This is a genomic window from Thermodesulfobacteriota bacterium (assembly GCA_036397855.1).
In the GTDB taxonomy this organism is placed as follows: domain Bacteria; phylum Desulfobacterota_D; class UBA1144; order Nemesobacterales; family CSP1-2; genus DASWID01.
Map to the genome: position 1 here is coordinate 1 of DASWID010000194.1, position 18,150 is coordinate 18,150.

Annotated in this window: 18 protein-coding genes; 8 read left to right on the plus strand and 10 right to left on the minus strand. The window is 39.9% G+C overall.

Annotation, left to right across the window (positions count from 1 at the left end):
* The first annotated feature begins 150 nt into the window (after positions 1 to 150).
* The gene (locus tag VGA95_14685; GenBank protein ID HEX9667791.1) at positions 151 to 1,152 is read left to right on the plus strand and encodes a redoxin domain-containing protein; all 1,002 of its coding nucleotides are present in this window, start codon (positions 151 to 153) and stop codon (positions 1,150 to 1,152) included.
* 17 nt (positions 1,153 to 1,169) lie between these two features.
* Here the strand turns inward: VGA95_14685 and VGA95_14690 are convergent, their stop codons facing one another.
* A complete protein-coding gene (locus tag VGA95_14690; GenBank protein ID HEX9667792.1) occupies positions 1,170 to 1,493 on the minus strand; it encodes a hypothetical protein in 324 nt (107 codons plus the stop codon).
* Positions 1,494 to 1,738: 245 nt separating this feature from the next.
* Between VGA95_14690 and VGA95_14695 the strand changes: the two genes are divergently transcribed.
* Entirely contained in the window at positions 1,739 to 2,215 is a 477-nt protein-coding gene (locus VGA95_14695; protein ID HEX9667793.1) for a surface-adhesin E family protein, read from the plus strand.
* 16 nt (positions 2,216 to 2,231) lie between these two features.
* On the opposite strand, the gene VGA95_14700 is transcribed toward VGA95_14695, so the two are convergent.
* Both VGA95_14700 and VGA95_14705 read right to left on the minus strand, forming a co-directional pair.
* Positions 2,232 to 2,843: a tetratricopeptide repeat protein gene (locus VGA95_14700; GenBank protein ID HEX9667794.1), complete on the minus strand. Its 612-nt coding sequence runs from the start codon at positions 2,841 to 2,843 to the stop codon at positions 2,232 to 2,234.
* Positions 2,844 to 2,970: 127 nt separating this feature from the next.
* A complete protein-coding gene (locus VGA95_14705; protein HEX9667795.1) occupies positions 2,971 to 3,816 on the minus strand; it encodes a caspase family protein in 846 nt (281 codons plus the stop codon).
* A gap of 206 nt (positions 3,817 to 4,022) precedes the next feature.
* On the opposite strand from VGA95_14705, the gene VGA95_14710 reads away from it, so the two are divergent.
* Both VGA95_14710 and VGA95_14715 read left to right on the plus strand, forming a co-directional pair.
* On the plus strand, positions 4,023 to 5,102 hold the full coding sequence (locus VGA95_14710; GenBank protein HEX9667796.1) for an ATP-binding protein: 1,080 nt from the start codon (positions 4,023 to 4,025) through the stop codon (positions 5,100 to 5,102).
* A gap of 70 nt (positions 5,103 to 5,172) precedes the next feature.
* On the plus strand, positions 5,173 to 6,615 hold the full coding sequence (locus VGA95_14715; protein HEX9667797.1) for a sigma-54 dependent transcriptional regulator: 1,443 nt from the start codon (positions 5,173 to 5,175) through the stop codon (positions 6,613 to 6,615).
* A gap of 2 nt (positions 6,616 to 6,617) precedes the next feature.
* Here VGA95_14715 and rnc read toward each other — a convergent pair whose 3' ends face one another.
* A complete protein-coding gene (gene rnc / locus VGA95_14720) occupies positions 6,618 to 7,289 on the minus strand; it encodes a ribonuclease III (protein ID HEX9667798.1) in 672 nt (223 codons plus the stop codon).
* 296 nt (positions 7,290 to 7,585) lie between these two features.
* On the opposite strand from rnc, the gene VGA95_14725 reads away from it, so the two are divergent.
* Positions 7,586 to 7,924: a P-II family nitrogen regulator gene (locus VGA95_14725; protein HEX9667799.1), complete on the plus strand. Its 339-nt coding sequence runs from the start codon at positions 7,586 to 7,588 to the stop codon at positions 7,922 to 7,924.
* Positions 7,925 to 8,029: 105 nt separating this feature from the next.
* Positions 8,030 to 9,451 (plus strand): type I glutamate--ammonia ligase, encoded by a 1,422-nt coding sequence (gene glnA / locus VGA95_14730; GenBank protein HEX9667800.1) that lies wholly within the window; start codon positions 8,030 to 8,032, stop codon positions 9,449 to 9,451.
* Positions 9,452 to 9,558: 107 nt separating this feature from the next.
* Here glnA and nuoL read toward each other — a convergent pair whose 3' ends face one another.
* From nuoL to VGA95_14745, 3 genes are read right to left on the minus strand one after another with little or no spacing between them, the layout of a single operon-like run.
* The gene (nuoL, locus tag VGA95_14735) at positions 9,559 to 11,532 is read right to left on the minus strand and encodes an NADH-quinone oxidoreductase subunit L (protein ID HEX9667801.1); all 1,974 of its coding nucleotides are present in this window, start codon (positions 11,530 to 11,532) and stop codon (positions 9,559 to 9,561) included.
* Positions 11,533 to 11,575: 43 nt separating this feature from the next.
* On the minus strand, positions 11,576 to 11,881 hold the full coding sequence (nuoK, locus tag VGA95_14740) for an NADH-quinone oxidoreductase subunit NuoK (GenBank protein ID HEX9667802.1): 306 nt from the start codon (positions 11,879 to 11,881) through the stop codon (positions 11,576 to 11,578).
* Position 11,882: 1 nt separating this feature from the next.
* Positions 11,883 to 12,392, minus strand: a complete 510-nt coding sequence (locus VGA95_14745) for an NADH-quinone oxidoreductase subunit J (protein HEX9667803.1) — start codon at positions 12,390 to 12,392, stop codon at positions 11,883 to 11,885.
* 366 nt (positions 12,393 to 12,758) lie between these two features.
* Here VGA95_14745 and VGA95_14750 point away from each other — a divergent pair, with 366 nt between their 5' ends.
* Positions 12,759 to 12,968, plus strand: coding sequence for a hypothetical protein (locus tag VGA95_14750; GenBank protein HEX9667804.1), 210 nt, complete (start codon positions 12,759 to 12,761; stop codon positions 12,966 to 12,968).
* A 35-nt stretch (positions 12,969 to 13,003) separates the two neighbouring features.
* Positions 13,004 to 13,765: a glucose 1-dehydrogenase gene (locus VGA95_14755; protein ID HEX9667805.1), complete on the plus strand. Its 762-nt coding sequence runs from the start codon at positions 13,004 to 13,006 to the stop codon at positions 13,763 to 13,765.
* A gap of 32 nt (positions 13,766 to 13,797) precedes the next feature.
* Here VGA95_14755 and nth read toward each other — a convergent pair whose 3' ends face one another.
* The 3 genes from nth to VGA95_14770 form a co-directional block, all read right to left on the minus strand.
* Entirely contained in the window at positions 13,798 to 14,463 is a 666-nt protein-coding gene (gene nth, locus VGA95_14760) for an endonuclease III (protein HEX9667806.1), read from the minus strand.
* Between the two features lie 66 nt (positions 14,464 to 14,529).
* The gene (locus VGA95_14765) at positions 14,530 to 15,069 is read right to left on the minus strand and encodes a M48 family metallopeptidase (GenBank protein ID HEX9667807.1); all 540 of its coding nucleotides are present in this window, start codon (positions 15,067 to 15,069) and stop codon (positions 14,530 to 14,532) included.
* Positions 15,056 to 18,064, minus strand: coding sequence for an HsdR family type I site-specific deoxyribonuclease (locus tag VGA95_14770; GenBank protein HEX9667808.1), 3,009 nt, complete (start codon positions 18,062 to 18,064; stop codon positions 15,056 to 15,058). Before VGA95_14770 ends, VGA95_14765 begins: the two co-directional genes overlap by 14 nt.
* Positions 18,065 to 18,150 lie beyond the last annotated feature (86 nt).

The window sequence follows — 18,150 nt, forward strand, 5'->3', positions numbered from 1 at the left end:
AATGACCCGAAGATCGGGAGCCATAGCGCTTATAGCGTAATCCCTCTAGCTACAGCGTATTATAAAGCTCAATCGCCTAATCGATAATTGAAAATGGACAGAATCAACCCTATGTAGTTAAAATAAATTTGATTCAAGGAGTGTAAACGTATGTATGTACAAAAGGGAAAGGTCAGGATGCCCGATCTCAACAGCGGCAAATGGATAAACTCAAAGGAAATCACTAAAGATGAGCTGGCAGGGAACGTAGTACTAATAGACTTCTGGGATTATACATGTGTGAACTGTATAAGGACCCTTCCATATATTAGAGAATGGTACAAAAGATATAAGGATAAAGGCTTGGAGATTATTGGTGTGCACGCCCCCGAATTTACATTCTCAAAGACTGAAGAGAATGTAATAAAGGGCATCGAGGAATTGGAAATTAAGTATCCTGTAGTGATGGATAACGATTACAAGATCTGGCAAGCATTCGCAAACCGTTATTGGCCATCAAAGTATCTCATTGATAAAGATGGCTATTTCCGGTATGCACACTTTGGTGAGGGAAATTATATTGAGACAGAACTTGCAATTCAGATGCTCCTTAAGGAGATCGATCCGGATGTCGATCTTCCGGATCCTATGAAGCCGGTGAGAAATATGGACACCCCGGGTATTCACTGCTACAGGGTAAGTCCTGAACTATATTTCGGTCACAGCCGTGGAAAACTCGGAAATATCGAAGAAGCAAAGAAAGACGAAGCGCAGGAATTTAAAAGCCCGGACATTACACAGGAAGATACAATATATGTTGAGGGCAAATGGATTAGCTCTTCTGAATACATGGTCCCTGCCTTAATTGATTCGTCGGAGAAGGCGCACATATACTTAAAATACACCTCTTCAGAAGTAAACCTCGTAATCAACCCCAAAAAGGAAAAGGGCTTTAAGGTTTTTATTTTGCAAGATAATAAACATCTCGACCCTGAGAATGCGGGTGATGACGTGGAGTATGACTCCAATGGTGAAAGCTATATCGTTGCAAGTGATCCAAAAATGTATAACCTGATAAAAAATAAAACTGCTGGCTCACATCTGCTCCACCTGTCAACTAATTCCAATGGATTTTCAGCATATGCCTTTACCTTCATAAGCTGTGTAATCTGACAAATACTATTGCAGCTTCAGTCAACAACTGGGATAGCACCTAGTACTTCTAAACCCCGTGCATATATCTGACCGGGTGCTTGTCCAAACGTGATTCCATCCTTCGGATAAGAATTTTTGCTTCGAGGAGGCACCGTGACCGGTAGCACATCTACCCCCTCTGAAATCTGTCTTCCATAATATCTAGAAGATGTAGAATAATACCTTAGCCTAATTAATACATCCTTATAGGTTATCTCACTCGTATTTTCAATAGTAACACCCTTGATAATACCTACCCCAAAAGGCGCATAAATAGACCAGTCAGTAACGTTAATGTACCATTCCGGATGATCTATCATCGATTTTAGCCTATCCTGGTCATCAGCTTTAACGATCGAGACAATCGTGACAAGAATTAATAAGGTGTTTAGTGTTAAACGCATCATCTACCGATGAATTATGTATTTTCAAAAATCTATCGACAATTAGCTCAAAACGCAATGTTCAGGAATAATTAATGCTACTTCGAAACATCTAAAGATCATGCCCTTTATATTTTTATCGAGTTTGTTAATCTCGAGCAAGTTTAGAGTAAATAAAGAAGATGCGACAGGTATCCTCTATTAAAATTCTATTTCTAATCGTGTCCATTTCTTTTTTCGCTTGCGCTAGCAGGCCCGTGGAGGAAAATCATTTCGAGCTTGTTAAAACAGCTAGAGCGGATGAAAAGAGCTATGGTATATGGTATTTCGTAACAAAGGTGGAAAAGGATAGAAAATTCAGGGTGTACGTTGCGAAAGAGAGCATTTCAATAGAGAATGATGAAAGGCGATCCTGGAGCAAGCTCCTATTTGATCAGGATCAAACTGATGAGGATGGAACTAAATACAAAGAGGTTTATATCTATTCAACTGTAAATTGCTCCAACAGAACATATTCATATAAATCAGCCCGGTTCTATAGCTCACTAGGTGAATTAGTTTTCAGTGAGAAAATATCTCAAGAGCCTGTACCCATAATGCCTGACAGTGTAAGCGATCACGTAGCAAAATTTGTCTGTGCTTATTCAGAAGATAAATAACGTTGCGGAGTGTTAATCACAAATCCCTCCTTGGAATGCACAGTGAGGGTTCCGGCTCCCATTTCTTGATCAACCCATCACCCGCGCTAATCTGCTCTGGCGTCATCTCTTGCCTTATTTTGTCAATTAACTTTTTGGCCTGATTCTCTTCGCGAGGAGAACCCGATTCGCTTGCTAAACCTAACCACTTATAAGCCATTATAAAATCCTTATTCACACCACATCCTCTTCCACATTGAAAGGGCGAGTATTGTATTTCACTGTGTGAATACATCACCCCTAGCGCATTTTGAGCCTGAGGTTGGCCGTGATCAGCGGCCTTAGTCCACAACTCTCTCGCCTTTTCAAAGCTCTTAGTTACTGCCCTTCCCTCGAAATAAAGCAACCCCAAGCTAAATTCCGCATCGCAATCCCCATCCTCCGCAAGTGGTTCCCAGTATTTACGCGCAATATCATACTCACCATACTCGTACCAACGGAGACCTATTGTGTACTTATCTTTTTCCGTAAAATCTCGCACCGGATTTGGCAACTGGCTCTTTATCTGTTTTATATCCTGACAGGCCACCACAAGAATAATCACAACAAGAATAAAGAACTCTATAATTGGCACATTTAAAATTTTCACATTAAGATTTGCTAAAGCTAAATAGAAATTTACAAGTTTTGTTATCAGCCACCCCAGAAATTCATAGATTTAAATGCCTTAAAGTATTCTTCAGTCAATCCTTCCCAAATAGAAGTCGATTAAATTCTCATTTTTTTTCATTTGTGGTTAAAGTCATACCCTTCTGTTTTGTTGCTTCCGCTTCTAGCTGAGGTACTTGTGAATAATTATTATGTCTTAAGGATTGACGAATACGACCCAAGAGTTCTTTTCGGCTGATACGTCCCCCAGTATCTCGCATGTGTTTACCGAAATTATAAGTGAATGCCCCATTGTAAGCCCCATTGATATACGCATCCGCAGATGTCTGGTTATCCTTACATCCTGCCCATAGCACATGATTTAGGGTGCTCCTATTCTTTGACTTAAAACCCTTTGTGGGCTTCAACTCTTCCTCCTCACCTTCCACACGACACTCTATGTCTACAGGCGGGGGGAGATACCTCGCTAATATGGGATGCTCAGGACCCAACTCGGGAGGCCGTCCAAGACTGTTTTCCCTTAATCCAGTACCCGAATGGCAGCAGTCAAGAAACACCTCTAATAAGACATTTTTGGGAAGCCTTTTAAAAATAGAATTTAAATCGTCGTCAGTTATGTAGCATCCATCCCAATTCATGTCCCAGGGGCAGATTAATTCGTCCATGTGGTCACGAAGCTCGTCTCCTTCCCTGTCACGTATCTGAGAACCATGTCCTGAAAAATGAAAAACGAGAAAGTCACCAGATTTCGCATTTTTTACCACCCAGTTAAGCCTGTAAATAATATTTTCCTTTGTTGCCCTGTCATCAACTAATACACGAATGTCCCTATTGGAAAATCCCAAATATGTTTTGAGGACGTAGCGCATATTTGTGACATCATTTAGGCAACCATTCAGATCATTAATTCCCTGATAATCATTTACGCCTACCAAAAGCGCGCTCTTGGCCATAACACACCTCCTTTTGTTTGTTTAATCAACATAGCATCGTAGAATAACAAAATTCATATTCGAATTCCACACAATAAAAAATTAATGCTTCTAAAGTAAATCTTATATATCCTGTAATTTTTTAAATTTGATCCCTACATTTGAATCATGAGAACATTTTAACAATAATTACATTGTCTAAATGAATTATTCAGTTATGCACATTGATGCCCAAAATTAACAAAGTCACTAAATCTGAGGATTTATCACTAAAAGAGGTATTCGACGCAATAGCTGATGGAATCATAATCTTAGATAAATCCTTTTCTATACTGAATATGAACGATGCTGCAGAGAATATCTTTAACATCTCGAGAAGGAAGGCATATCAAAAATCCATCTTTACATACCTTCCCGAAGAAATAGAAGAAACGGCAAAAAAAGCACTGGCCGAAGAAAGGACTATAATGGTTGAAGAAATTAACCCGGTGCTAAGAGGAGGGGAAAGAATAGCGATCCAGGCATCCGCTTCACCTATATTTTCTGGTAAGGGGGAAATAAAGTGTCTAATCATTCAGATAAGGGACCTTTCGGGGTCGAACTTTCTTAGCAAGAGAAGCCTTCAGCAACTATCAAGTTCCAATTTTGAAGTTTTTATCACCGGGCTTGCACATGAGCTCAAGAATCCATTGAGCGGTATTAGAGGAGCCGCGCAGATATTAGCCAGTGAGACTAAGAATGAAGAAACTATTAAGTGCGCCGACATAATCATGAAAGAAGCCGACAGGCTGCGCGACCTTATTGAAAAGTTCAAACGCCTCGAACCCTTCGCCAAAGATGCATTTGAGTTAGTAGATATCCATGAGGTCCTTTCAGACATCACGTTTCTTGAATCAAAATCCAGTTCTAAGGGAGAAATTAATATTATTCAGAAGTTCGATGTGGCCATACCGCCAATCCTGGGAAACGAAAACTCACTGAAGCAGGCTTTTTTAAACATAATAAAGAATGCAAAGGAGGCAAATCCAGACAATGCAATTATAGAAATTTCCACAAGGTGGATTACCGACTACAAACTCAGGAACGAAAACGTTATCTCCGTGGAAATAAGAGATAATGGCGAAGGAATACCAAAAGAGAATCTGGAAAAAATCTTTTCCCCCTTTTATACTACTAAGAAGAAGGGATCCGGTCTTGGCCTGTTTATTGCATACCAAATAATAGCAAAGCATGGAGGTGCGATATTTGTTGAGAGTGAATTAAGTAAGGGAACAAAATTTCAAGTGCACCTCCCTTTTGCCAAGTGAAAACCTTAAGTAAAAAGTATAAGAGTTTAACTTGATCTTTTATAGGTCAAGTTGACTACAGATTGGTAAGATGAAAAGAAAGATTTTAGTAGTGGATGATGAGGAAAGTGTAAGATGGGTAATCGGCAAATGCCTAGAAAAGGCCGATTACACGGTTGAGTACGGAGTGAGCGGGTCACAAGCTCTGGAAAGGGTATCATCTGAATACTTCTCTCTGATAATACTCGATATCACAATGCCTGACATAAGTGGACTAGAGGTGCTCCATGACATAAGATCGAGGGGAATAGAGATTCCGGTAATTATAATCACGGCTCAAAATACGGTTAAAAACGCAATTGACGCCATGAAAGAAGGGGCATTCGATTACATTGCAAAGCCATTTGATTTAGACGAAGTAAGACTCACCGTCGATAGGGCCATAAATAGCTATGAAAATGCGAGAAAGGTTGACTCTCTAACGGCAACATTGAACGAAGCGATCGAAATGCATCAGGGGATAGTCGGAAAATCCCCATCGATGCTCAAGATCTATAAAACAATAGGGCGCATAGCGGGAAAGGATCTGACGGTGCTCATCCAGGGTGAGAGCGGCACAGGAAAGGAGCTTATAGCCAGAGCTATACATATTAACAGTCCTAGAAAAGAGGAAAAACTGGTATCAGTGAATTTAGCGGCCATGCCCAAAGATCTTATTGAAAGCGAACTATTTGGATATGAAAAAGGGGCTTTCACGGGAGCATCAATAAGAAAACAGGGAAGATTTGATGAGGCTGCCGGCGGAACCCTTCACCTCGATGAAATAGGTGATATGCCATTTGAACTCCAGACAAAGCTTTTAAGGGTTCTGGAAGAGAAGAAATTCTACCGGCTTGGCAGCGAGAAACCCGTCGAGGTTAATGTAAGGGTTATTGTATCCACAAACAAAAGATTAGAAGAAGAAGTAGAGAAAGGCACTTTCAGAGGGGACCTTTATTACAGAATAAATGCCATAACTATTGTGGTTCCTCCGCTAAGGAAAAGGAAAGAGGATATCCCGCTGCTTGTGGATTACTTTAATGAAAAATATTCAATTGATCTCGCTACTTATAAAAAAACATTTTCCGAAGGGGCAAAAAAAATAATGCTTCAATACAGTTGGCCGGGAAATGTAAGAGAATTAGAAAACACAGTCAAAAGGGTTATCGTTCTGTCGTCAGAAAATATGATTACATCGGATGTTCTCCTCGATGCTGCTCCTTACTTAAGGGGAGAAAAGAAAGAGACGGACGAACTCTTTGGTGAGTTTATAAAATCTAAGCTTGAAGTCTTTTTGCACAATAATCGCGAGGAAGCTTCGGGTGCGATATACAATCTGGTAATTCAAAAGATTGAGAAACCCCTTATTGAGGAAGTGTTACGGATAGCCAAAGGAAACAAGAAAAAGGCGGCGGCGATATTGGGTATTAACAGAAATACGCTTTCAAAAAAGATCGAAGAGCACGGCATACAATTTGAAGAAACCCTCCAGTAAAATCAACCCGTCTTCTTTAAGATCCCAAGTTTATTTAAGCCCTCTTTAGCCGCTGATTGCTCGGCCTCCTTTTTGTTGCTTCCCATACCCTCCCCCAAAACCCTTCTCATTATCTTTACCTCAACGTGGAACCATTTTTTATGCGGCGGGCCCTCTTCATGGACGACTTTATATCGAGGAATTTGTTTGTACTTCTTCTGTGCTATCTCCTGTAGTTTAGTCTTATAATCAATGAATATATCCTTCTCATCGATCGAATTTTTTAGAAGCTTAGATATGACCCTAAAGACTGTTCTATATCCACCGTCTAAATAAATAGCGCCTATTATCGCCTCGAAGGCCCCGGAAAGATTTGATTCTCTGTCCCTACCCCCGGTTCGCTCTTCCCCCTTTCCTAAAATGATTTGCTTATCTATTCCCAGTTCTCTTGTAAACTTCGCAAAGTTCACTCTGCTTACTATCGCACTCCTCTGTTTAGAAAGTTTACCTTCAGAAGCCCTAGGATGGTTATCATATAACAGGCGCGCTACTACTAACCCCAAGACAGCATCCCCCAGAAATTCAAGCCTTTCATTGCTCTCAGTTGAAAATTCGTTGGCATAGGAACTATGTGTAAGTGCAGTTTTTAGAAGGGCCGGATTTTTAAACTTATACCCTAGACTCTTTTCTAACATGGGTGAAAAACCCTATCATAATAAAGTCAAAAATCAACCGAAACTTCCAGTGGCAAGCACCGTCAAAATATGCGACAAGTTTGTGTAAGTCTATATGAGATTTGGCATAATATTAATAATCGATTATAAAATCCAATTTTGAAATTTTCAATGTTTATTTTTTAAAACCTCGTGCTTATTTTTTAAGCATGATTTTGCTATACGACGAAAAAAACAGCCCTATTTTTTGATTGATTTGCCTTCTGTGAAGTGGTATGTTGTTTGCTTATTAGAATCGGAAGGAGGTTTATCAGATAATGAAAAAAGTAGAAGCCATAATCAAGCCATTTAAATTGGATGATGTAAAAGAAGCCCTTAAGGATATCGGAGTCCAGGGATTAACCGTGACAGAGGTTAAGGGTTTTGGAAGGCAAAAAGGTCACACTGAGCTTTACAGAGGGGCAGAATATGTTATAGACTTCTTACCTAAAATAAAACTTGAGATCATAGTGGTGGATGACATCGTTCCGAAAGTAATCGAAGTCATAATGGACAGCGCCAGGACAGGTAAAATCGGAGATGGGAAAATCTTTATCTTACCAATGGAAGAAGTTATAAGAATCAGAACAGGGGAGCGCGGTATTGACGCCATATAACATCAAAACTAGCAATAAAATTTTCTCATAGATGGAGGAAGAGCAATAAAAATGCCTACCACAAAGAGGGGCCCAAAAAATAAAAGCGAAGGAGGTACAAATGGTATGTTTCCTGAAAAACCAGGAGATGTTTTAAAATTGATGAAGGACCAGAATCTAGAGATAGTAGATTTACGATTTCTTGATTTCCTTGGGACTTGGCAGCATTTTAGCGTGCCCGCCCATGAACTGGATGCTAACGCATTTTCAGATGGACTTGGTTTTGACGGTTCTAGTATTCGGGGATGGCAATCAATTCATGCAAGCGATATGCTTGTGATACCAGACCCAAAAACAGCCAGAATCGATCCGTTCACTACGATTCCAACTTTGGCTATAATTTGCGACGTAGTTGATCCCATAACTCGTGAGCCATACTCCCGCGATCCTAGAAACATTGCAAAAAAAGCTGCCGCATACATGAAAAGCACGGGAGTAGCGGATATCGCCTACTTCGGCCCTGAGTTAGAATTTTTTATACTTGACAATATACAATATGAACAGACCGCAAATTCTGGATTCTACTTCCTGGACTCTATAGAAGGAATTTGGAACTCTGCAAGAGATGAGAATCCAAACCTTGGTTACAAACCAAGGCACAAAGAGGGATATTTCCCAACCCCTCCTAGCGATAATTTTCAAGATATCAGATCAGAAATGGTAAGAGCACTTGAACAGCTTGGTGTCATGGTAGAGGCCCATCATCATGAAGTGTCAACAGCGGGACAGGCAGAAATCGATATGCGATTTTCTCCTATTGTGGAAATGGGTGATAGGATGATGTGGTATAAGTACGTATGCAGAAACATTGCGAGAAGGAATGGAAAAACTGTGACATTTATGCCCAAGCCGATTTTTGGAGACAACGGCTCTGGTATGCATACACACCAGTCACTCTGGAAAAACGGAGAGCCCCTTTTTGCCGGTAACAGTTATGCGGGATTGAGTGAACTGGCAATGAATTACATTGGGGGAATCCTAAAACATGCACCAACCATCTGCGCCTTTGCAAATCCTACGACAAATTCATACAGGAGATTGGTGCCAGGATTTGAAGCCCCTGTAAATCTAGCATATTCGGCGAGAAACCGAAGTGCAGGGGTCAGAATACCCATGTATTCACCAAGTCCCAAGTCGAAAAGGATTGAAGTGAGGTTTCCAGATCCGGCATGTAACGGCTACCTAACATTCTCCGTTATGCTCATGGCAGGTCTTGATGGGATCGAAAAGAAAATCAACCCTGGTGATCCACTTGATAAAGATATTTACGCATTAGGCCCGGAGGAACTTGCCGGTATTCCATCAGTTCCCGGTTCTCTGGAGGACGCACTGAAAGCACTTGAGAATGATCATGAATTTTTGCTTAAAGGTGATGTATTTACAGAGGATGTGATTCATACCTGGATCGAATACAAGACCGAGAATGAAGTTAATCCCGTGAAGCTCAGACCTGTTCCATACGAATTTGTACTCTATTATGATGTATAGGACAGCGCTAAGAAAGTAAATACCAAAGATAAATATAATGAAAGGCGGCTGGCAAATGTAAAAGCTATGCCGCCTTTTTTATTAATGGCAAATGCAAAATCTGACGTTCAGCCAGCAGCAATTACAATATAGACAATGATGCCTAGAGCCCCTATCGCCATCGCTGCCGCGTAGAACCTTAGCATACCTGTTTGTGCAGATCTCAAGATGGAAGCAGTCCTGATAACAACATCTGAAATTCCGTTTACAGCGCCGTCAATTATATTTAGATCAAACATAGCAGCACTCTTTGAAATGCCGTTAAAAGGTTTTACAAAAATAGTATCGTATATTTCATCTACAAACCACTTTGCATAGGAATACCTATAAATAGCAGATACTAGATTACTCCTCATAAGCATCTGTTGTGAAGCAGGATTTATTATATATAGGTAAACGGCAACCACAGTCCCAACAACCGCGGCAATTATTGATAACAATGTTGCACTCCAATGGCCGAGAAAATGATGCACGGACGAACTGACGTCTATTAAATAGACTGATGGTAATAAAAAATCCTCGAAAATGTTTGAATGCGAAATCCCAACTGTCCTGGCCATAAAATCGGGGACTCCAATATATCCGCCAAATATGGAAAGCAACGCAAGTACCAGAAGGGGTATCGTCATCGTGTATGGGGAGTCATGGATATGACTCCTGATTGATTCAGACAGGCGGGTGCTGCCCTCGAATGTGAGCAGGTACAATCGAATCATGTATAATGCCGTTAAACCAACGGTGAAGAGTGCAATAAACCAGTGTATTATATAGCCTCTCTCAATCAAAGAAGCAAGGATTCCATCCTTGCTGTAAAACCCCGATAGAAGAGGAATTCCGGCTATTGCAAGAGTACCGATAAGAAAGGTGTATGAAGTAAATGGAATGTAACTTCTCAACCCACCCATTTTCCTTATGTCCTGTTCCCCAGCAAGAGAATGAATTACGCTCCCTGAGCCCAAGAACAGCAAAGCCTTAAAAAATGCGTGCGTGACGAGGTGAAAAAGACCGGCAGCATAAGCCCCAACCCCGACTGCCATAAACATGTAACCAAGCTGACTTATTGTCGAATAGGCCAGCACCTTCTTAATATCATTCTGAGTAATTGCCATAGAAGCTGCAAGCAAGGCAGTAAACGCAGCTATTGAAACCACCAACATCTGAGCAGTAGGTGACTGTGTATAAAATGCACTACACCTTGCCATCATATATGCACCCGCAGTAACCATCGTGGCAGCATGTATTAATGCGCTTACAGGTGTAGGGCCCGCCATTGCATCCGGAAGCCAGACATAGAGCGGGAACTGAGCGGATTTGCCAACCGCACCAATAAATAGAAGAAGTGCGATAACAGTAATTAAGACACCGGGAATGGCATCGATGAAAGCGGGATCCAAGGCTTTGCTGAACACGTCAGAAAAATTTGTCGACCCAAATACATAAAAAATCAAAAAAATACCGATTATGAATCCAAAGTCTCCTATTCTGTTTACAATAAAAGCCTTTTTACCAGCATGTGCCTTTTCATAATCTTCATACCAGAATCCTATTAGAAGATAGGATGCTAAACCTACGCCCTCCCAACCGACAAACAATAGCGGGAAATTGTTACCAAGCACCAATACCAGCATAAAGAAAACAAAGCTATTCAGATAAGTGAAATACCTCGAATAGGAGCGGTCCTCGTGCATATACCCTATAGAATAAACGTGTATTAAGAAGCTTACCCACGTCACGACAAGAGCCATGACACAGGAAAGGGGATCAAATAGAAACTCAATGCTTACTGAAAAATCCCCTGAAGCAATCCATAAATATAGCTCTTGAACTATTTCTCTATCGGAAGGGGCCAGCACTAGAAGACGAAGGAATAAAATCGAAGACAGTATTGCTGAGATAAAGATTACACCACATCCAAGAAAGCTTACAATCCTTTTTTCTGTGTGTTCGTCTCCCCCAATAACCTTTTTCCAAAATCCCGAGGCAAATACTAGACCATTGATCAATGCACCTAATAAAGGTGCTAAAATTACCCAAACGAGCACCTTTTATTCACTCCTGCCTTTGAATATCGGCTTCATCAATAACTCATCCCTTAAGCATTTTTAGAACATCTATATTCAGGCTTTCACGGTGTGTGTAAACCGAGACAACAAGGGCTAACCCGACAGCCACTTCAGCCGCAGCGACAGTTATGGACATTATCATGAATACCTGACCCGTCATGTCTCCGAGCACCTTGGAGAAAGCAACAAAGGCAAGGTTTGCAGAATTGAGCATCAACTCTATCGACATCAGCACTATGATTATATTTTTCCTTGTGATAACACCAATAGTACCTATAACAAAGAGTATTGAGCTAAGCACAAGGTAGTGTTCAACGCCAATTGCCACCCTAATCCAACCTCCTCTTAGCTATAACCACAACCCCTATTATGGCAACTACGATTAACACCGATGTGAGCTCGAAGGGTAGAATATAATCTCTGAATAAAACCCGGCCCACACCTTCCACCGTTCCAAACTGGTCATTCGAAATTGCTTTGGCACCGTATAAAATTAAGCCCTTGTTGAAGCCTAAACTTGTTAAATAGCCGACCACAACAAGTATCACCAATAAAATACCGAGCTTAATAGGACTGTTTTGATAATCGAACTTAAGCGAGTCCTCATTAAGGTTTAGATACATCACAGTAAAGATAAAAAGCACTATTATCGCCCCGGCATATACGAGGACCTGAATTGCCGCAATAAATTGTGCAAGAAGCAAGATAAAAAGCACGGCGGTGGAAAAAAGCGTAAGAACTAGTGATAGAGCACAAACCACGGGATTCCCATGCGTAATAACAAGAAAAGCCCCCGCTACCGATGCAGCGGCAAAAATGTAAAAAAGTATGGCTTCCAACTCCGTTTCGCCTCTGTAAGTTAGTTAGACGAATGGTATCTGATAATATGAAAAATTCAACTTTAAAAAATGCGGATATAAGGCCCAATCTTCACTCTTGAAAATAATGAAACTCCCTGCAGCTTGGAGGCTGTCCGACAATTACGGATGGAAAAAATTTGCCCTCTCAGAATGCTCCAGGATCAACGATTGGCAACCTGGGAGGGGTTTTTTGACCCTTAAGAATGACGATTTTTGCATTTATCGGACAGCCTCCAAGCTGCAGGGAATTCACTAGTTAAATTTTTTAGTTGTTATGTCATCCCCGAAATCAGTAGTCGGGGATCCAGAGGTAAAAGCATGGATTCCCTATTAAGGATTTAGGGAATGACAACCAGGGGGGGTAGCCTTGCCCTAAGCCCTGAGTTTCATCGAAGGGTCGAAGGGCCTGCCCTGAGGCTGCGCGAAGGGACTTGTGACCTACCCTATAGGGAAGGACTCGTCTGGAAATGGGGACAGAGGTCCACTATTATTCAAGAGAGGAGCCTATATTTGAATATCGATTCAAATCCGCATATATTTGATCTACTTTTTTGATTCTTTTCCTGCAATCAAATGAAGGAGGCGAAAAAATGAGACTCAAGGGCAAAACCGCTTTGATAACGGGTGGAGGTGAAGGAATCGGTAAGGCGACAGCGCTCCTTTTCTGTAAGGAAGGGGCAAAGGTTGGAATCACCGGAAGAACCAAGAAGAAATTAGATCAGGTTGTAAGAGAAGCTAAAGGTAAAGGGGAAATTGTGGCTTTTCCTGGCGACGTATCTTTAGAAAAACAAGTCAAAGATACTGTAAATAAATTCATAGAGAGGTTTAAAAAAGTCGACATATTATTCAACAATGCAGGTATGCTCGAAGCTGGGAATGTTTTGACGACCTCGGTGGATTCATGGGACAGGACAATTGATATAAATATCACAGGTATGTTTTTGATGTCAAAATATGTTATTCCACATATGATAAAAAACGGAGGTGGTTCAATAATAAATAACTCCTCGGTTGCAGGATTTATAGGATGCGAGAATACACTCGCCTACAGCACATCAAAAGGTGCTGTCATGCAGTTCACAAGAAGCATGGCGCTAGACCATGTAAAGCAGGGAATCAGGGTAAACACAATATGTCCCGGGTTTATAAAAACCAAGATGAATGAAGATTTCATCGGGAACCCGCCCGATGCACAAAAACAGTTGGATGAAATAGCAGCCAAAATCGTTCCCATTGGAAAGCGCGGAGAGCCCATCGACATAGCATACGGCATCCTCTATCTTGCGTCGGATGAAGCTAGATACGTCACTGGATCAAGCCTTGTTATAGACGGCGGTTGGACAGCTTATTAAAATTAATTTCAATCCCAACTCACAAATATGGGCTATCTGCTCTTCACTACACCTACCTTCTCGCAGAACTGCTCCACAGGGCATTCAGTGCACTTTGGAGAGATGGGACGGCATATAATCTGTCCAAACGCAACCAGGAGACTGTTATAATCTACCCAATATCGCTTGGGAAGCTTTTCCCTTAAGACCATTTCGGTTTCAAAAGGGGTTTTAGTTTCTATGAATCCCCATCTATTTGAGATCCTGTGTACATGTGTATCAACACAAACCCCAGGCTTTCCATAGCCCAGGGTCACCACCAGATTGGCAGTCTTTCGTCCGACACCCTTTAACTTGAGAAGCTCATCGATCTCATCAGGAACCCTGGAAGCGTATTTTTCGATCAGATTTTCACAAACCTCTCGTATTATTTTTGCCTTATTTCTATAGAATCCCACCGGGTATATGGTTTTCTCAATTTGTTCAGGGCTGAGCGCAAGCATATCGCTTGGATTATCCGCCATCGTAAATAATTTTTTAGACGCGATACTCGTAGTTTCATCCTTGGTTCTGAGGCTGAGAATAGTCGATATTAAAACCTTGAATGGATCACGACTTCTCTTAGCCGTATATGTAACAGAAGGCGTCTTCCAATTTTGGTACTCTCTTTTTAGGATCGCAATTATCTTAGGGATATTTTGTGTTTTAAATTTTCTCAACTTTAGAAATCGTTAAAATTTAGGTATAAAGAGATACGATTTTCTTAGCATCAAAAAACTAATAAACTATTTCAATTTCTTATATAATAGGAACCAATAAGTAAACAATTCCATTTCTAGTTCGTGGAATCCACTATACTCTTTAGATACAATCCTCCAGAATCTGTCATTGTGCCTCTTTTCAATTACGTGAACAATTTCATGAAATATTACATACCCTAAAAGGTGTTCTGGAAGATATTTCACTAATAAATTCACAGTAAGATTTCTTTTTTCGCTTAAACTTGCCCACTTTGTCTTCATTTTCCTGAAATAGATTTTGTTAAGTTTAACACTCAGTTTTTTTGAACATTTCTTTGCTAATGCAAGAACAGTTTTTCTAAACTCTTTTTCTTCTATGTCTGATATTTTCTTGTTATTACTATTTCTTAGGCATTCTCTTATAAAGTTCGTTTTATTTAGTATCCATTCTTCTTTCTTCTTTAACAGATTGTAATCGTTAAATCCAGGTGGAAGTATTAAAATCAATTCTCCCGTCTTAAACTCCAGTCTAGGATATTTCACATTTCTGTATGAAATTTTATAAGGTATATCAAGCAGCTCCATAATTTTTCACGCTTTCCATCAACTTATCATATATGTGGTTCATATCATCAAAAGATAGGCTATACTTTTTTTTATATGCTCTAACAAACCTTCTAACCTCTCTTTCCACTTCTTTTGTAACAGTGGTTTGGGTTGACCATCCTGGAAAAGTATACTTCTCGAGTTTTTCATAAAGATTTCTTACGTCATTTACTAATCCATCACCGCTTCCAAATTTATCTTCGAGAATTAGCAACATCGAATACGCTAGATTTGAGAAGTTTAATCCCCTTTGCCTATTGGAAAGTTCTTTCATGTGATTCAAAAGTTCCACGCCTTCCGAGTAGAGTCTTTCATAGTCTTTTGTCTTTTCTTTCCACAACCTGAGAAGTCTCTCCACCTTCTCAACGAGTGATTCATAGATGGGATTACTGTGCCTTTCTACAAGAACAAGTCTATTCAATGTAAAAAGAATATTAGCGGCCTTTTCTTCTTTACTTTTAACCTTTTCTTCTAATTTTTGTAGATAATTTTCATCAAATTCAATTACGGGTAGTCCAGCTTCTAATTCTTCAATTTCTGTGGACTTATGTATGAATCTCACTGTCTTATCATAGTATTTTTTCACATAACCATCATAAGAAGGTTTTTTCATTACTGTTTTCATGTAATACGTGTAAATGGCAGATAGCCACTTATAAGCCTCAAAATATTCAAGCTTAATTTCATTTGGCCCAAGTAACTCAAACAACTTTCTAAGACCTCTATATTTATCTGTAAATTCCTTCTCTATTTCTTCGTCGGAGGTGATATGCTCTATAGTCTTGAGTAAGGTATCCCTGTCATAATTTTTGGGGATACCCTTAAGAATTTCGAATACTTCTTTAATTAGAATGATGAATTCCTCCTTTAAACTATCGTAGCTAAATAACGCTCCTTTAATATCATCTTCGCTATAAATCTCTAAAGCCTTTTTGAAATCCTTTAACACTCCAATGTAATCGATCACCACTCCTTCTCCTTTTAAATCCTTGTATGGTCTATTTGTCCTCGCCACGGCTTGCAGAAGTTTGTGTTCTTTGAGAGGTTTGTCGAGGTACATGACTTGGAGTATTGGTGCATCGAATCCAGCAAGTAGCATATCCGTCACAATTAGAATTTTCGGAATTTCTTCTTCTATAAAAGATTCTCTTATTTTTCTTCTTAAACTTTCGGGCTCCATATCACCATATCTTGCTCTAGCTTCCCTCAATACAGTTGATCTGATATCTTTTTCCCTTCTCTCATCATGAGTCATTACAACTTCTGAGTAATCTTTTGGAAGGTGCTTATCAAGCTCCGTTTTATAGATAGCACAAGCGGTTCTATTTCCAGCAACAACCATGGCTTTGAACTTTCCCTCGATATTCTCTTTAAAATGATTCGCTATATCTTCTGCAATCACTCTTATCCTCTCGGGATTCTCCAGTATCACTTTGATCGCATTGAGTTTTTTCCTGATTTTTTCTTCAACATCGCCCCTTATATCTTCAGGTAGTTCTTCAAGCTCTGTCTCTAGAAATACCTCAAGCATATCCTTTTTTAAATGAACATCTTTTTCAAGCCGTGGCTGATAGACGATTTTCAATGTGAATTTATCTCTGATGGAGTCAGTAATAAAATATCTGTCTAGATAAGGTTCTTCAGGAGGATAGCTAAACTCTTCGTAAGTATCCTTCCCTCTTTTTGATATTGGGGTGCCTGTAAGAGCAAAAGAAAAAGCGTTCCTAAAAATCGATTTTCTTTGTGCGCCGAAAAGGCCATACTGAGTCCTGTGCCCTTCATCTATAAATGCGATCACATTTTTTCTGTTCAATATAGTTTCTTTTTGATTTGAGACTTCTTCTATAACATTTTCTAACTCTTTAAGCTCATCTGGCCTAAATTTGTGAATTAGGAGTATAAATATTCCTCTTTTCCCTCTGTAGTCGTCGAAGCTCAGAACATCCTTCAATCTTTCGACTGATCCTATAATTTCAGGTCGGACTATTTCCAAAGAATAAAATTCCCCATATAGTTGGTCCTCGAGATCAATCCTGTCAACAATAAAAAATATAGAGGGGTTTTCAAGTTCCTTTGAGTAGTAAAGCTTATTCGCAGCGAATATCATGGTAAGTGTTTTGCCACTTCCCTGCCAGTGCCATATGAGTCCTTTATTTTTTTCTTCCACTCCTTTTAGATTCTTAATAACCCTATCAACCATTTTATTAGACGCTCTCAATTGCATATATCTCGTTATAACTTTAGAAGCATTTCCGAACTCAACTCTGTAAAAGAGAAAATTCCTTAATATATCAAGTAGGTTTTCTCTCGATAACACTTCAATTGTTGAATCAATCGAATCTTTTCCTTCTACTTTCCACTCGTATATTTTCACCTCTTCCTGCCAGGGTACAATCGGGAAATATTTAGCTTCAGATTCTGCAGCAACTCCTATCTGTATATATTTATACAGCTCAGGGACAATATCTTCATAATCTTTAATTTGCTTGTAAGCAGATTCCCAACTCTCGGACAGGCTGGTGGGATTCTTGCACTCGATATTTACAACGGGGATTCCGTTTACATAAAGAATGATGTCTGTTCGTATTTTATCCTTGCCGTAAAAGTAGACCTGACGTGTAACAATGAACTCGTTGTTATTTATGTCTTCAAAGTCAAAAAGCTGGACGTATTTTACAACCTTTTCTTTTTCAAATTTGACAGGGACTCCAAATTTATAGAAATTCAAAATCCTTTTTGCTCCCTCATGGCCTGTCCCTGTGAGCTTTAACTCGTTTTTAACACGATTAATCTCCTCTTCTCCAATCCCAGCCTTCTCGTTAATCCTCTCAAGAGCTTTTGACAAGTTCGGAATAAATAGATGTTCTTCGTAACTATCCCTTTGAAGTTCATCGGCTGGAACGAAATTCCACCCCTTTTCCTCAAGTTTTCGTATTACATAGTCTTCGACAAGCTTTGATTCAGTAAATCTCATACTAGACCTTTGTAATTTGTAAACTTAGTTTGCCATCATTGCTGTCATCCTGAGCCGAAGCCCTGAACGGAGTGAAGGGACTGCGA

What these genes read in the sequence shown, in the direction of transcription:
- VGA95_14685 (HEX9667791.1), top strand. Translation starts at nt 151, where the DNA reads ATGTATGTACAAAAGGGAAAGGTCAGGATGCCCGATCTCAACAGCGGC.
- VGA95_14690 (HEX9667792.1), bottom strand. Translation starts at nt 1,493, where the DNA reads ATGATAGATCATCCGGAATGGTACATTAACGTTACTGACTGGTCTATT.
- VGA95_14695 (HEX9667793.1), top strand. Translation starts at nt 1,739, where the DNA reads ATGCGACAGGTATCCTCTATTAAAATTCTATTTCTAATCGTGTCCATT.
- VGA95_14705 (HEX9667795.1), bottom strand. Translation starts at nt 3,816, where the DNA reads ATGGCCAAGAGCGCGCTTTTGGTAGGCGTAAATGATTATCAGGGAATT.
- VGA95_14710 (HEX9667796.1), top strand. Translation starts at nt 4,023, where the DNA reads ATGCCCAAAATTAACAAAGTCACTAAATCTGAGGATTTATCACTAAAA.
- VGA95_14715 (HEX9667797.1), top strand. Translation starts at nt 5,173, where the DNA reads ATGAAAAGAAAGATTTTAGTAGTGGATGATGAGGAAAGTGTAAGATGG.
- rnc (HEX9667798.1), bottom strand. Translation starts at nt 7,289, where the DNA reads ATGTTAGAAAAGAGTCTAGGGTATAAGTTTAAAAATCCGGCCCTTCTA.
- VGA95_14725 (HEX9667799.1), top strand. Translation starts at nt 7,586, where the DNA reads ATGAAAAAAGTAGAAGCCATAATCAAGCCATTTAAATTGGATGATGTA.
- glnA (HEX9667800.1), top strand. Translation starts at nt 8,030, where the DNA reads ATGTTTCCTGAAAAACCAGGAGATGTTTTAAAATTGATGAAGGACCAG.
- VGA95_14750 (HEX9667804.1), top strand. Translation starts at nt 12,759, where the DNA reads ATGACAACCAGGGGGGGTAGCCTTGCCCTAAGCCCTGAGTTTCATCGA.
- VGA95_14755 (HEX9667805.1), top strand. Translation starts at nt 13,004, where the DNA reads ATGAGACTCAAGGGCAAAACCGCTTTGATAACGGGTGGAGGTGAAGGA.
- VGA95_14765 (HEX9667807.1), bottom strand. Translation starts at nt 15,069, where the DNA reads ATGGAGCTGCTTGATATACCTTATAAAATTTCATACAGAAATGTGAAA.
- VGA95_14770 (HEX9667808.1), bottom strand. Translation starts at nt 18,064, where the DNA reads ATGAGATTTACTGAATCAAAGCTTGTCGAAGACTATGTAATACGAAAA.